The sequence below is a fragment of the Pseudonocardia sp. Cha107L01 genome, assembly GCF_052566575.1.
Genome location: NZ_CP199579.1, coordinates 4,298,260 through 4,312,101, shown reverse-complemented (window position 1 = coordinate 4,312,101; position 13,842 = coordinate 4,298,260). Strand labels below are relative to the sequence as shown.

11 protein-coding genes are annotated in these 13,842 nt (G+C 70.0%); 8 read left to right on the top strand and 3 right to left on the bottom strand.

Features of this window, described 5'->3' with window-relative positions; translation table 11 throughout:
• Positions 1–294: 294 nt before the first annotated feature.
• Both ACTXG6_RS20305 and ACTXG6_RS20300 read right to left on the bottom strand, forming a co-directional pair.
• Positions 295–1,440 carry an RNA polymerase sigma factor gene (locus ACTXG6_RS20305; RefSeq protein ID WP_445189367.1) on the bottom strand — a complete coding sequence of 382 codons (1,146 nt, stop codon included), beginning with the start codon at positions 1,438–1,440 and terminating at the stop codon, positions 295–297.
• Between the two features lie 26 nt (positions 1,441–1,466).
• On the bottom strand, positions 1,467–1,871 hold the full coding sequence (locus ACTXG6_RS20300; protein ID WP_445189366.1) for a YciI family protein: 405 nt from the start codon (positions 1,869–1,871) through the stop codon (positions 1,467–1,469).
• A 305-nt stretch (positions 1,872–2,176) separates the two neighbouring features.
• Between ACTXG6_RS20300 and ACTXG6_RS20295 the strand changes: the two genes are divergently transcribed.
• The 3 genes from ACTXG6_RS20295 to ACTXG6_RS20285 all read left to right on the top strand — a co-directional run bounded on the left by ACTXG6_RS20295 (position 2,177) and on the right by ACTXG6_RS20285 (position 4,009).
• The gene (locus ACTXG6_RS20295; protein ID WP_445189365.1) at positions 2,177–2,854 is read left to right on the top strand and encodes an SDR family oxidoreductase; all 678 of its coding nucleotides are present in this window, start codon (positions 2,177–2,179) and stop codon (positions 2,852–2,854) included.
• An 81-nt stretch (positions 2,855–2,935) separates the two neighbouring features.
• Positions 2,936–3,394 (top strand): MarR family winged helix-turn-helix transcriptional regulator, encoded by a 459-nt coding sequence (locus ACTXG6_RS20290; protein ID WP_445189364.1) that lies wholly within the window; start codon positions 2,936–2,938, stop codon positions 3,392–3,394.
• Positions 3,395–3,556: 162 nt separating this feature from the next.
• Positions 3,557–4,009, top strand: a complete 453-nt coding sequence (locus tag ACTXG6_RS20285) for a MarR family winged helix-turn-helix transcriptional regulator (RefSeq protein ID WP_445189363.1) — start codon at positions 3,557–3,559, stop codon at positions 4,007–4,009.
• Between the two features lie 599 nt (positions 4,010–4,608).
• Here the strand turns inward: ACTXG6_RS20285 and ACTXG6_RS20280 are convergent.
• On the bottom strand, positions 4,609–5,118 hold the full coding sequence (locus tag ACTXG6_RS20280) for an ArsR/SmtB family transcription factor (RefSeq protein WP_445189362.1): 510 nt from the start codon (positions 5,116–5,118) through the stop codon (positions 4,609–4,611).
• Positions 5,119–5,289: 171 nt separating this feature from the next.
• Between ACTXG6_RS20280 and mgtA the strand changes: the two genes are divergently transcribed.
• From mgtA to ACTXG6_RS20255, 5 genes are all read left to right on the top strand, one after another.
• On the top strand, positions 5,290–7,983 hold the full coding sequence (gene mgtA / locus ACTXG6_RS20275) for a magnesium-translocating P-type ATPase (protein ID WP_445189361.1): 2,694 nt from the start codon (positions 5,290–5,292) through the stop codon (positions 7,981–7,983).
• Positions 7,984–8,053: 70 nt separating this feature from the next.
• Positions 8,054–8,782 carry an MgtC/SapB family protein gene (locus ACTXG6_RS20270; RefSeq protein ID WP_445189360.1) on the top strand — a complete coding sequence of 243 codons (729 nt, stop codon included), beginning with the start codon at positions 8,054–8,056 and terminating at the stop codon, positions 8,780–8,782.
• A 6-nt stretch (positions 8,783–8,788) separates the two neighbouring features.
• Positions 8,789–10,528, top strand: a complete 1,740-nt coding sequence (locus tag ACTXG6_RS20265) for an ABC transporter permease (RefSeq protein WP_445189359.1) — start codon at positions 8,789–8,791, stop codon at positions 10,526–10,528.
• A 45-nt stretch (positions 10,529–10,573) separates the two neighbouring features.
• Positions 10,574–11,908 (top strand): ABC transporter ATP-binding protein, encoded by a 1,335-nt coding sequence (locus tag ACTXG6_RS20260; RefSeq protein ID WP_445189358.1) that lies wholly within the window; start codon positions 10,574–10,576, stop codon positions 11,906–11,908.
• 156 nt (positions 11,909–12,064) lie between these two features.
• The gene (locus ACTXG6_RS20255) at positions 12,065–13,615 is read left to right on the top strand and encodes an acetolactate synthase large subunit (RefSeq protein WP_445189357.1); all 1,551 of its coding nucleotides are present in this window, start codon (positions 12,065–12,067) and stop codon (positions 13,613–13,615) included.
• The last annotated feature ends 227 nt before the right edge of the window (positions 13,616–13,842 follow it).

The following is a 13,842-nucleotide window of genomic DNA, read 5'->3' as shown; positions in this document are numbered from 1 at the left end:
CCGCAGGCCGTGACAAACACAGTCCCGGCGGACAGTCCCAACAGCCCCGCGGCGAGCACCGCGGCCACGCGTCCGCGTGAGATCAAGGAGCCTCCATTCGCGCCGGACAGATCCGGTGTAGTCGCTGATCGGCCCTGACGCAAAGTCTGAGCCTCAGCGGCCGCCGGTGCTCCCCGCCCGCCGGGTGCAGCGGCGCAGGCCGGGCCGACGCCCTCGACGAAGGCGCGTCAGTGGTCGTGGTCGTGCCGGCCAAGGGTCTCCACCGGGGTTCGTGAGGTGCGTTTCCGCGCAGGCTCACCCACGCAGCGCTTGACTGATCCGCGCTGCCTGCCGGGTGAGGTGGTGGCGTTCGGCGAGGTTGGGGGCGGACCGGGCGGCGTCGGCATACAGCCGTGCCGCGGTCGACAGGTCACCCGCCTTCTCGTGCAGGTAGGCCGAGGCGGCGGTGTGGCGGGGCAGACCGGGGTCCACCGAGGCCAAGGCCGCGAGGCCGGCTTTCGCGCCATCGGCCTCGCCGACCGCGATGGCCCGGTTGAGCGCCACGATCGGGCTCCCGGTGAGCCGCAGCAGCTCGTCGTACCAGCCGACGATCTGCACCCAGTCGGTCTCCTCGGCGCGCGGCGCATCGGCGTGCAGGGCGGCGATAGCGGCCTGGGCCTGGAACTCGCCGAGCCGGTCGCGGGCGAGTGCGGCCTGCAGGATCTCGACGCCCTCGGCGATGAGTGAGGTGTCCCAGCGGGCGCGGTCCTGCTCGGTGAGGGGGACCAGGCTGCCGTCGCGCCGGGTCCGCGCCGGTCGCCGAGCGTGGTGCAGCAGCATCAATGCCAGCAGTCCCGCCGTCTCCTCGTCCTCGGTCATCGACGCCAGCTGCCGGGTGAGCCGGATCGCCTCGGCCGCCAGGTCGACGTCGCCGGTGTAGCCCTCGTTGAAGACCAGGTAGAGCACTCGAAGCACCGTCGCCAGGTCGCCGAGCTCGGAGAACCGCACGTCGCGCACCGTGCGCTTGGCCCGGCTGATCCGCTGCGCCATGGTCGCCTCCGGCACGAGATAGGCCTGGGCGATCTGCCGCGTGGTCAGGCCACCGACGGCGCGCAGCGTGAGTGCCACCGCGGCCGTCGGGCTCAGCGACGGATGGGCGCACAGGAAGAAGAGCTGCAGGGTGTCGTCCTCGGCCTCGGCCGGCCCGGGCGGCGGCTCGGCATCGGCCCGCTGCTCCCGGTCGCGGCGCGACAGCTCGGAGCGGTGGGCGTCGAGGAACTTGCGCCAGGCAACCGTGACCAGCCAGCCCTTCGGGTCGGCCGGCCGCCGGTCCGGCCAGGTCAGCGCGGCCTGGATGAGGGCCTCCTGCACGGCGTCCTCGGCCACCGCGAAGTCAACTCCGCGCCGGACGAGGACACCGATCACCGAGGGGGTCAGCTCCCGGAGCAGCAGTTCGTCCATCTCGTGAGCCGACCTGGCCGCTCCGTTCACTCGGTGACCGTCGGCGCCTCGCCCAGGAACGGGCGCAGCTCGAGCCACTCGTGGATCGGCTTGCCATCGGCTCCGGGGGCCGCCGACAACTCACCGGCGAGCGCGAGTGCGCGCGCGTAGCTGTCGACGTCGATCACCATCCAACCGGCGATCAGGTCCTTCGTCTCCGCGAACGGCCCGTCGGTGACCGGCGGCCGGCCCTCCCCGTCGTACCGGACGAACGTGCCCCCGGGCGAGAGCGCCTGGCTGTCGACGAACTCCCCCGTGCCCTCGAGCCGGGTGGCGAAGTCGCGCATGTACTGCATGTGGTCCTCGACCTCCTGTGGCGTCCACTGGTCCATCGGGACGTTGTTGGCGGCCTCAGGGGCACCGCGGTAGTGCTTGAGCAGCAGGTACTTCATGGTGGGCCTCCTCGCTGTGGTGCGGCCCCGGTGGCCGCATCTGCCCCTGGGACGGAGCCGCCAGGCCAGTCTCGACATCCTCGCCACAACTTCTTCGAAAACGTCCCGACGCGGCACGGTCCGAGCCGCACATCGATCGCATACGGCAAGCGCCCACTATGTCGAAGCTCAGCTGGAAGGCGAAATGATCTCAGGTCCGCGATCACCGCGGCTTGACGGATTTAGTTATACCTAGTATAATCGTTGTTATGCCTATAACTACCTCTACTCCTCCCTCTGGCCCGCCGTCGGCCTCGGGCAGACGAGTGCTCCTGATCGGCGCGTCTCGCGGTCTGGGCCTTGCACTGGCCCGGGAGTGGGCGCGGGGCGGTCGGCATGTCGTAGCCACCGTGCGCGGCTCGGGCCGGACCCCTGCGCATGACCTCGCCGATACCTGCGCCGAGCAGATCGAGATCGAGACCGTCGACGTCACCGAGCCCGCGCAGATCGCGGCGCTGCACGCTCGCCTGGCGGACCGCATGTTCGACCTGCTCTTCGTGAACGCCGGCGTCACCAACCAGCCGGAAGGCACCGTGGCGCAGACCCCGACCGATGAGTTCAACCGGGTCATGGTCACCAACGCACTCGGCCCGCTGCGCGTCATCGAGGCTCTCCAGGACCACGTCGAACCCGAGGGCACGATCGGGGTGATGTCCTCGGGCCAGGGCAGCGTGGCCAACAACGAGCGCGGCGGCCACGAGGTGTACCGGGGCAGCAAGGCCGCGCTCAACACGTTCATGCGCAGCTACGCGGCACGGCATGGCGGCGAGCGCCGGACTCTGGTCCTCATGGCCCCCGGCTGGGTGGACACCGAACTCGGCGGCCCGAACGCCCGGCTCAGCGTCGACGAGAGCATCCCGAACGTCGTCAGGACGCTCGACGCCCTCCAGGGCAGACCCGGTCTGCACTACGTGGACTACCTCGGCCGGACAGTAGCGTGGTGAACGCGGCACTACGGCACGCCGGGCACACGACGCGGCGGCTCGGACCGCCGCGGTAGGAGAAGGACGCGGGAGAGGCGACCGATGGCAGCCACCTCGAGACGATCAGCCGATCCCGTCCAGCAGGCCTGGGCCCTCATGCAGCGGTTCGTCGAAACTCACAACCGCCGAGGCGAGCTCGCCGAGGCGCTCGGATTCCGCCTCGGCGGCGGCCGAGGAAAGATCCTCTTCCAGCTCCGCAACGAGCCGATGACCCTGAGCCAGCTCGCGGAGGCCAACAGCGTCGACGCCCCCTACGCAACCCTCATCGTCGACAAGCTGGAAGCCCACGGCCTCGTCGAACGCCGCCCGCACCCCGACGACCGGCGCCGCAAGCTGGTCACGCTCACGGCCGCCGGGCACAACGCGATCGCGACCGCCGACGCCATCCTGCTGCGCCCGCCCCCGGCGATCCGAAGCCTCCCAGCCGACGACCTCGGGCAGCTCACCGAGCTCCTCACGCGTCTCCTCGATGCAGACACGGCCGGGTCGGGCCCGAGCTGATCGCGGGTTCTTCACCGTGGCGAAGAGGGTGCTCGTGGCTCGGTCCAGGGCGTCGACCAGCTCGGTCTGTTGCCTCGGCTCGACGGTGAACACGTTGCGTATGTCAGGACTTTGACATAATCGAACGTAGACGCCGTCGAGACGCTATGTCAAACTCCTGACATGCACGATCGGATTGCCGCGCCGCGGGTCCCCGACGTCAGCGAGCGGCTGGGATACCGCCTCAAGCGTGCGGCCGCCGCTCTACGCGGCGCGATGGACAGGGCGTTGCGCGACCACGGCTTGACGGTGCCGCAGTACGCCTGCCTCGAGCTCCTTGATCAGCAACCTGGTTTGTCCAACGCCGAGCTGGCCCGGGGCACCTTCGTCACCCGGCAGTCGATGAACGTCGTGCTTCGTGGGCTGCAGGGCGCTGGCCTCGTCACGCGAGTGACCACGACCGATCACGGACGCGCCCTGCCTGCCCACCTCAGCGACGAAGGCCGCCGCCGCCTCGCCGGGGCACGAGCCGCGGTCTACGCCATCGACCAGCACATGACCGACGCCGTCCCCGAACACCGCCTCGCCGACCTGCTTTCCGACCTCGACCGCATGGCGGCGGCGTTCGACGGATGAGGCGGGCGCAGTCGTCGCGGCATTCTTGCTAGCAGGCAGGGGCGCCTTGCAGCTAACGGGAAGCCAGAACGGCGGCTGGCCGTGCAGACGAGAGCCAGTCGGGGCGCGACTCTGAATGGGCACTAGTTGCGCTGGGGGGAAATTAATGAACGGTCGACAGTATCGGCGCGGTCGTTCTCGCCGCATCGGGCGGAGATCCAGTGGCCGATGACGCGAAGGCCACCGTGAAGGCCGGCATCATCACCCAGAAGTCCCCGTCGGAGCGGCTGATCGGGCAGCCGGACGGCCCCACCTGGTCGGCGTCGCATCCCCAAGGGGCGGACCTCGGACACCCGCGATTTCCTTGGCGGCGCTCAACGGACCACCCGGCGCGGTCTGCGCCGGACTCAACATCACCGGCGACGCCGAATGGACCACGGTCCAGTCCACCACCAACCTTCTGCGAGCCGTCCGCGGCGGACGAGCCGCCGCGGTCGCCACGCCAGTCAAAGTAGGACGAGGACTTCACCATGCCAGACCTCTACGACCTGCCCACCTGACCGACGTCCGGCGTCCGGCGTCCGGCGTCCGGCGTCCGGCGTCGACTCTCGCGGTGGTGACTAGGCGCCTCTGCTCTGGGTGCGCCGTTGTCCGCGGCTGAGCTGGGTGTCATGGAGCTCGGCGTGGTGGCGCACGGCCAGTTGGACGATGTCGACGACGTGCTGATCGTCAACGAAGTAGACCTGGCGTTTGCCCTCGCGGCGGGCGCGCACGAGGCCAGCGAGCTTGAGCTTGCTGAGGTGGTGGCTGACAGTGGCAACGCTCTGCCCGACCTCCTCGGCCAGGGTGCCGACGTCGCGTTCGCCCTCGGCGAGGAGCCACACGAGGTGCAACCGCACGGTGGCGGAGAGCAGCCCAAAGGTGGCCGCGGCGTCCTGCAGCAGCTCGGGTGGCAATGAGCCGGGCGGCGGGACCGGCGGGTGAGCAGCGGGGCCAACGGGCACGGGCTGTCCTTTCGAGCGCGGTGCCCGACAGCGTGACTTACGACCGATGTTTGTACAAGTGTTTGACTGTCTGGGCGGGCGCGCGGTGTACTGGTCGGGCGGCCTCTCGACCTTGGCGGCCGGCATGCGCGGTGGAGGAGGTGAGCCGGATGACCGGCGAGGGAAGTAGTCGCTGCCGCCACGCGGAGGCCCGGCGACGCCTGGCAGGACTGGGGTAAGGCCCCGGCGGTCCGTGTGGTGGTCACGTTCGTGTTCGGCACGGCACATGTCCACTGCCTTCATTGACAGGACCGTTCCATGATTCGTACCGCCACCATGCCTCGCCCGGTTGTGTCGTCCGCCGCCGAGACGGCTGTCTGGTTGCGCGAGTTGGCCGAGGCGCCGCGGCTGGCGGTGTTCGGCCGGCTGGACGCATCCCCCAAGGGCCTCACCGAGCCGGAGGCAGCCGAGCGACTGGCCCGCTACGGCGACAACGTCGTGGACCCACCGGCTCGGCTCGGCGCCGCGGGGCGGGTGGCCACGGCGGTACGTAGCCCGTTCGTTGCATTGCTGGCCGCTCTGGGCCTGGTGTTCGCCGGCTTGGGCGATCTACGTGGGGCGTTGACCGTCGCGGTGATGGTGACGTTGAGCGTGGCGGTGCGGTTCTGGCAGCACACCCACTCCGACCGCGCGGTGGCCGCGTTGCGGGCCCAGGTGAGCATGACCACAACGGTGCGCCGGCGCGCCGAGGGCGGACACAGGCCCAGTGAGCGGGAGGTCCCGAGCCAGGATCTTGTTCCCGGCGACGTGGTGCTGCTCGAGCCAGGCGACCTGGTGCCGGCCGACGTGCGGGTGCTGAGCGCGTCCGATCTCGTGGTGGACCAGTCGGCGCTGTCCGGCGAGGCGATGCCGGTGGCCAAGCGGGAGCCGGCACCGCCCGCGACGGTGTACCGCCGGCACCTCCACGATGCTCGGCGCAGTGATCGTGGCGGTGCCGGCCCGGAACTGGTGGACCTGCCGGCGCTGTGTTTCGTCGGTACCTCCGTGGTGTCCGGCACCGCCACCGCGGTAGTGATCGCCACCGGCCCGAACACCTACGTCGGCTCGATCGCCCGGCAGACCACCGGCGAACGACCGGAGTCCAGTTTCGACCGGGGTGTGCGCACGGTCGGGTGGACGCTGATCCGTTTCATGCTGGTCCTGGTGCCGATCGTGCTGGTCGTCAACGGGACGGTGACCGGGGACTGGACCCAGGCGGTGATGTTCGCGATGGCGGTGGCGGTCGGGTTGACCCCGGAGATGCTGCCGGTGATCGTGACCACCAACCTGGCGCGCGGTGCCGTCCGCCTCGCCCACGCGAAGGTGATCGTCAAGCGGCTCAACGCGATCCAGGACCTCGGCGCGGCAGACGTGCTGTGCGTGGACAAGACCGGCACGTTGACCGAGGACCGGGTGGTCTACGCGCACAGCATCGACCCCGAGGGACGGCCCGACGGCCAGGCGGCCGAGTACGCCTACCTCGCCCTACATTTCCAGACCGGCCCCCGGATCCGCTTGGACGACGCGATCCACGCCCAGCTCGCGGACTACGGCGATGACGCCGAGGACCTGCTGATCGAGGCACTCCACGCCAAGGTCGACGAGATCGGCTTCGACCACCTCCGCCGCCGGGGCACCGTGGTCGTGCGCCGTCAGCCGGGCGAGCATCTCCTGATCACCAAGGGCGATCCGGACGTCGTGCTGGCCCGCAGCACCCACGCCCGCGCGCTGGGCGCGCTCACCCAGCTGACCCCGGCGGACCGGGCGCAGGCCCGCGACATGATGCGGGCCCACGCCGAACATGGCATGCGAATGCTCGCCGTAGCGGTCAAGCAGTGCCCGGGGCGGGCCGGTCGCTACGACGAGGACGACGAGCACGGGCTGACGCTGGTCGGATTCATCGGCTTCGTCGACCCGGTCCGCGAAGGCGCCGCCGAGGCGGTACGCACGTTGCGCGAGCACGGCGTGGCGGTCAAGATCCTCACCGGGGACAACGAACACGTCGCCGCGCACGTCTGCGCGCGCATCGGCGTGCCGTCCCAGCCGATCGCGCTCGGCCGCCAGGTCGAGAAGGCCAGTGGCACGGAGCTGAGCGCGCTGGTCGAGCGCACCAGCGTGTTCGCCAAACTCACCCCAGCGCACAAGGCCCGAATCGTGGCGGCGCTGCGCGAGGGCGGGCACGCGGTCGGTTTTGTCGGGGACGGGGTGAACGACGCGCCCGCGCTGCGCCTGGCGGACGTGGGCATCGCGGCGGACACCGCCACTGACGTTGCCAAGGACGCCGCTGACCTGATCCTGCTGGAGAAGGATCTCGGGGTGATCGCCCGGGGCATCGTGGAGGGCCGGCGGACCCTGGGCAACACGCTCAAATATGTCCACATCACGGCCAGCTCGAATTTCGGCAACGTGCTCTCCGTGCTGGTCGCCAGCGTGCTCCTGCCGTTCCTGCCGATGCTGCCGCTCCAACTGGTGGTCCAGAACCTGCTCTATGACACCGCGCAGCTCGCATTGCCGTGGGACCGGGTCGATCCGGGCTACCTGCGCCGGCCCCGCCGCTGGGACGCCCGAGGCCTGACCCGGTTCATGCTGGTGTTCGGCCCGCTCAGCTCGTTGTTCGACCTCATGACCTTCGCGGTGTTGTGGTGGGTGTTCGGCGCGGAAACACAGCCGTCGATGTTCCAGACCGGATGGCTCGTCGAGGGCCTGGTATCCCAGCTGCTCATCGTGTTCGTGCTGCGCGTTGCGGGGCCGGTGTGGAAGGCGTCGCGACCAGCCCGCCCGGTCGTGATCGCCGCCGCGGCGGTCGCCGTCGCCGGGCTGGTGCTGCCGGTGTCCGCGCTGGCTGTGCCGCTCGGGCTGCGACCGCTACCCGGAAGCTACCTGCTCTGGCTGGGCGCGGTGCTGCTCGGCTACGGTCTGGCCGCCGAGTTGACCAAGAAGCTGTATCTGCGGCGCCGACCGGCCTGGTGGTGACGCGACCACCCACGGCACGACGCAGACCCAACCGGACAGACCTGCTCCATGCCCCGAGGGGACCACACTCATGAGCACCGCTGAAATGCTGCTGCGCCTCGGCGCCGGTGTTGGGCTCGGCACGGTGATCGGTTTCGAGCGCCAGTACCGCGTCCGGATGGCCGGGCTGCGCACCAACGCCCTGGTGGCCGGCGGAGCCACCCTGTTCGTCCTGTTGTCCGCGCACGGGTTCACCGGTGGCGACGCTGACCCGACCCGGGTCGCCGCACAGATCGTGTCCGGCATCGGGTTCCTCGGCGCCGGGGTGATCCTGCGCGAGGGACTGACCGTGCGGGGACTCAACACCGCGGCCACCCTGTGGTGCGCGGCCGCGGTGGGCTCGCTGGCCGGCGCCGGGCTGTACTCGATCGCGGTGGCGGGCACCGTCGCGGTGGTGGCGGTCAACATCGTGCTGCGCCCGGTGGGGCGGGTGGTGGACCGCCGCCCCGACACCGGCGCCGAGACCCCCACTTCGTACGAGTTCCTCGCGGTCACCGACGACGCTTCCGAGGCACACGTGCGCGCGCTGTTGGTACAGGCCCTGGCCCGTACCGATTTTGCATTGCGGTCCGTTACCAGCACCAACGTCGACACGAACGGCGGCAAGGGCCGGGTGGAGGTCCGTGCGCAACTGTCGGCCGAGCAGCGCGACGACAAACAGATGGAAACCGCGATCAGCCGGCTGTCCCTGGAACCCTCGGTGACCAGCGTGCGCTGGCAGACCGAGTTGCCGGGCGTCAACGGCGAGGACGAGGGGTAGCCCGCGATGTCCATGCTGCGCACGTTCCCCACCCGCGGTGTGCTGGCCCGCCCGGCACGCAGCGTCGCCGACGTCGTGGTCTTCCTCGGCGCGGTCGCACTGCTGTGGCTCCTCGTCCGCCTCGCTCGCGGGGTGGACGTCCCGTTCAACCCGGCCACCGCACCGTCAGCGGTCTCCACCGATCCGGGCGAGCTGCCCTACTACGCGGCCCGCTCGCTGCTGCGGATGTTTACCGCGCTCGCGCTGTCGGTGCTGTTCACCTTCGTCTACGCGACGGCGGCCGCCCGGCTACGGCGCACCGAAAAAGTGCTGCTGCCGGTGCTGGACATCCTGCAGTCGGTGCCGATCCTGGGCTTCCTGTCGGTGACGATCACCGGGTTCATCGCACTGTTCCCCGGCTCGGAGCTGGGCCTGGAATGTGCCTCGGTGTTCGCGATCTTCACCTCGCAGGCCTGGAACATGACCTTCGCCTTCTACTACTCACTGACCTCACAACCCCGCGAGCTGGACGAGGCCGCCCGGCTGATGCGGCTGTCCCGCTGGCAACGGTTCTGGCGACTCGACGTGCCCAGCGGCATGATCCCGCTGGTCTGGAACGGGATGATGAGCTTCGGCGGCGGCTGGTTCTTCCTCACCGCCTCGGAAGCCTTGAGCGTGAACAACCACGAGTACGCCCTGCCCGGTATCGGCGCGTATGTGGCCACCGCTACCGACAACGGCGAGCTGGGCAGGGTGCTGCTGGCGATCGTCGTGATGATCGTCATGGTGGTCGGGGTGAACGTGGCGTTCTGGCGGCCGCTGACCGCATGGGCCGAGCGGTTCCGGGTCGAGGAGTCCGAAGCGGCCCAGGCACCGCGCAGCGTCACCCTCAACCTGCTGCGCCGCTCCAGGATCCCCGCCGCGCTCGGCACGGTGTTCGGGCGCCTGGTTTTCCCGGTCGACCGCGCCATGGCGATATTCGGGTTGGCCGAACATCCGCTGCGGACCGACCCGGTGCGACGCCGCGCCGGGGACGTGGTGTTCACGGTCGCGATCTCGGTGCTGATCGTCTACGGGCTGGCCCGGATGGTCAGCTTCATCGCCGACACCGCCGGATTCGCCGAGGTGGGCCACGCCCTGCTCCTCGGATTGATCACGTTCGCCCGGGTGGTCGCACTCCTGGTCGTGGCGACGTTGGTCTGGGTGCCGGTCGGGGTGTGGATCGGGCTGAACCCCCGGGTGTCCCGCCTGGCCCAACCGGTGGTGCAGGTGCTGGCCAGCTTCCCGGCGAACTTCCTGTTCCCGCTCATCACCGCGGTACTGCTGGCCACCGGCATCAGCCTGAACTGGGGCGGCATCCTGCTGATGGCACTGGGCGCCCAGTGGTACATCCTGTTCAACGTCATCGCCGGGGCCAGCGCCATCCCCAACGACCTACGTGAAGCCGCCGCCAACCTGCGGCTGCCCCGCGCACTGTGGTGGCGCAAGCTCATCCTCCCGGCGATCTTCCCCAGCTACGTCACCGGCGGCATCACCGCCGCCGGCGGTGCCTGGAACGCCTCCATCGTCGCCGAGGTCGTCTCCTACCACGGCACCACACTCACCGCGACCGGGCTCGGCGCCTACATCGCCAAGGCGACCAGCACCGGCAACGCCGGGCACATCCTCATCGGCGTCGCGGTGATGAGCCTCTACGTCGTCGGACTCAACCGGCTGTTCTGGCGCCGTCTCTACGCCCTGGCCGAACGCCGCTACTCCCCGACCTGACCCCGGCTGAAACCCAGCCCGGTCCCCCTTGTCCTGGAGGTTCCCATGATCACGCAGCCCCCCGTTGGCGCCGGCGAGGTGATCGTCGGTGTGGAGAACGTCAGCAAGAGCTTCACCGGTGCCGCCGGCGACGAGCTCCGCGTCCTGGACGACATCACGTTGCAGTTGCGCGCAGGTGAGATCGTCGCCCTGCTCGGTCGCTCCGGCTCGGGCAAGTCGACCCTGCTGCGCACCGTCGCCGGCCTGATCGCCCCCACCACCGGCACCGTGCACTACCGAGGCACCCGACTCAACGGCGCCAACCCCGGCACGGCCATGGTGTTCCAGTCCTTCGCCCTGATGCCCTGGCTCACCGTGCAGGACAACGTCGAACTCGGCCTCGCCGCCCAAGGTGTGCCGCCCGCGCAGCGGCGTGAACAGGCCCTCAAGGCGATCGACCTGATCGGCCTCGACGGCTTCGAATCCGCCTACCCCAAAGAGCTCTCCGGCGGCATGCGCCAGCGCGTCGGCTTCGCCCGCGCGCTCGTGCTGGAACCCGACCTGCTGCTGATGGACGAACCGTTCTCCGCGCTCGACGTGCTCACCGCGGAAAACCTGCGCACCGAACTCATGACCCTGTGGGCCGGAGACAGATTTCCTACCAAGGCGATCTGCATCGTCACTCACAACATCGAAGAAGCCGTGTTGCTCGCCGACCGCGTCATCGTGCTCGGCGCCAACCCCGGCCACATTCGCGCCGAAGTACCCGTCGCGCTCAGCCGACCCCGAGACCGGCGCGCCCCCACCTTCGCCGCCCTGGTCGATCACCTCTACGACGTCCTCACCGGCCGTGAACCCGACGTACAGATCCCCGAACCCACCGAGGCCACCCCCACCGCCCGACCGCTGCCCACCGCCTCGGTCGGCGGGCTCGCCGGACTGGTCGAGATCGTCCACGCCAATGGCGGCCGCGTCGACCTGCCCGACATCGCCGCCGAGCTCAACTTCGAAATCGACGACCTACTGCCCCTGGTCGACGCCGCCGCCATGCTCGACCTCGTTCTTGTAGCCGGCGCCGACCTCACCCTCACCACCACCGGCAAGGCCTTCACCACCGCCAACATCCAAGCGAGCAAAAAAATCTTCGCCGAACAAGTGCGCCACCGAGCACCCCTCGTTCGCACCATCTGCCGGGCACTCGCCAACAGTGCCGACGGAAACTTGCGCGCCGGGTTCTTCCTCGACCTACTCCGCCGCGGCTTCTCCACCCAGGACGCCCAGCAACAACTCGACACCGCCATCGACTGGGGCCGCTACGCCGAACTTTTCGACTACGACACCGACACCGACCAGATCACCGCCGACCCCAACTCCGGCATCCATCATCAACAGGTCGCCTGACCCCAACAGCGAGCAAGCTACCGGTCAGGGAGGTGGCGGAGCTGCCTGCGTGAGGTGAGGCCGTGCCCGCTCCCACCCGCGGCCACGAGCTCCCGGGCCTTCGTCCGGCGATTCGTCAAATAGGGTTGGGGCGAGGTCGGGCGGAGGGGGCTCACGGTGAACGGTGCGCGCAGTCTGTTGGACGCGCTGATGGCAGGAGGGGTGGACGTCTGCTTCGCCAACCCCGGCACGTCGGAGATGCATTTTGTGGCCGCCCTGGACCAGGTCGACGGCATGCGTTGCGTGCTCGGCCTCTTCGAAGGCGTGGTCACCGGTGCCGCCGACGGCTACGCGCGGATGGCGGACCGGCCGGCGGCGACCCTGCTGCACCTGGGCCCCGGCCTGGCGAACGGCCTGTCCAACCTGCACAACGCAATGCGCGCGCACTCGCCGATCGTGAACGTGATCGGCGACCACGCCACCTACCACCGGCACTACGACGCGCCCCTCACCTCCGACATCGAGGGCACCGCGCGACCGTTCAGCCACTGGGTACGCACCTCGCCGACGGCCGACACCGTCGCCGAGGACGCCGCCGCCGCGGTGGCAGCCGCCCGCACCGCGCCCGGCCGGATCGCCTCGCTCATCCTGCCCGCCGACGCCGCCTGGAGCCCGGTCTCCCGCGAGTCCGCCCCGGAGCGCGCCCCCGTGCCCCCGACCAGGAAACCGGCCGACGAGACGGTCGAGGCGGTCGCCGAGATCCTGCGGTCCGGGAAGAACGTCGGCATCCTGCTGGGGCCGAGCGCCACCCGGGAGCGGCCGCTGGAGCTGGCCGGGAAGATCGCCGGCGCCACCGGGGCGCGGCTCTTCGCGCCCACCCACATCGCCCGGATCAGCCGAGGAGCCGGCCGCGTCCCGGTGCAACGGCTGCCCTACCCAGTCGACCAGGCCGTGGACACGCTCCGCGACATCGAGAACCTCATCCTGGTCGGCGCGAAGGCCCCGGTGGCGTTCTTCGCCTACCCCGACAAGCCGAGCAGCCTCGTCCAGCCCGGCACGCACGTCCACGAGCTGGCCCGCCCCGACGAGGACACCGACTACGCGCTGCGGGCCCTGGTCGAGGCGCTGGACGCGACGCAGACCGCCGCCCCGGTCACCGAGCTGACCTTGCCCGCCCGGCCGGACGGCACCCTCACCCCGGAGAAGATCGGCGCGCTACTGGGCGCCATGCTGCCCGAGCACGCGATCGTGGTCGACGAGTCGATCACCACCGGGCGCACGTTCCTCGACGACACCCGCACCGCGCGGCCGCACGACTGGATCCTCGGCACCGGCGGGGCCATCGGCTACGCGCTGCCCTGCGCCACCGGGGCCGCGATCGCCTGCCCTGACCGCAAAACCATCGTGCTGGAGAGCGACGGCAGCGGGATGTACATGCCGCAGGCTCTCTGGACCCACGCCAGGGAGGGGCTGAACATCCTGACACTGGTGTTCGCCAACCACCGGTACCAGATTCTCCGCGGCGAGATGGCGAACGTCGGCGCCACCCGGGAAGGCGCGAACGCGGACACCCTGCTGAACATCGACAACCCCCGGATCGACTGGGTCGCCCTGGCCCGCACCTTCGGCATCGAGGCGTTCCGCGCACAGACCGCCGACGAGCTGGCCCGCCACATCGAGGCCGGTCTGGCCATCCAGGGACCGTGCGTGATTGAAGTAGCCTGCTGAACCGGCCGAGATGCGCTGCCGGGAGGTAGTGCCGTGAGAGATGAGCCGGCCACGGTCACGGGCCGGCCTCCCGCTCATCATCGGGTGCTGGGCGGATCGCCCCGTAGAGCACGATGTCGACGGTCGCCCGGAGCAGATCGGCGGCGGTCCAGCCGAGCATGGCAGGGCAGGAAGGCTGCAGCGAGGTGGCTCCTTGGACCGTTCCCGATCTTGTAGACAGCCGGTCG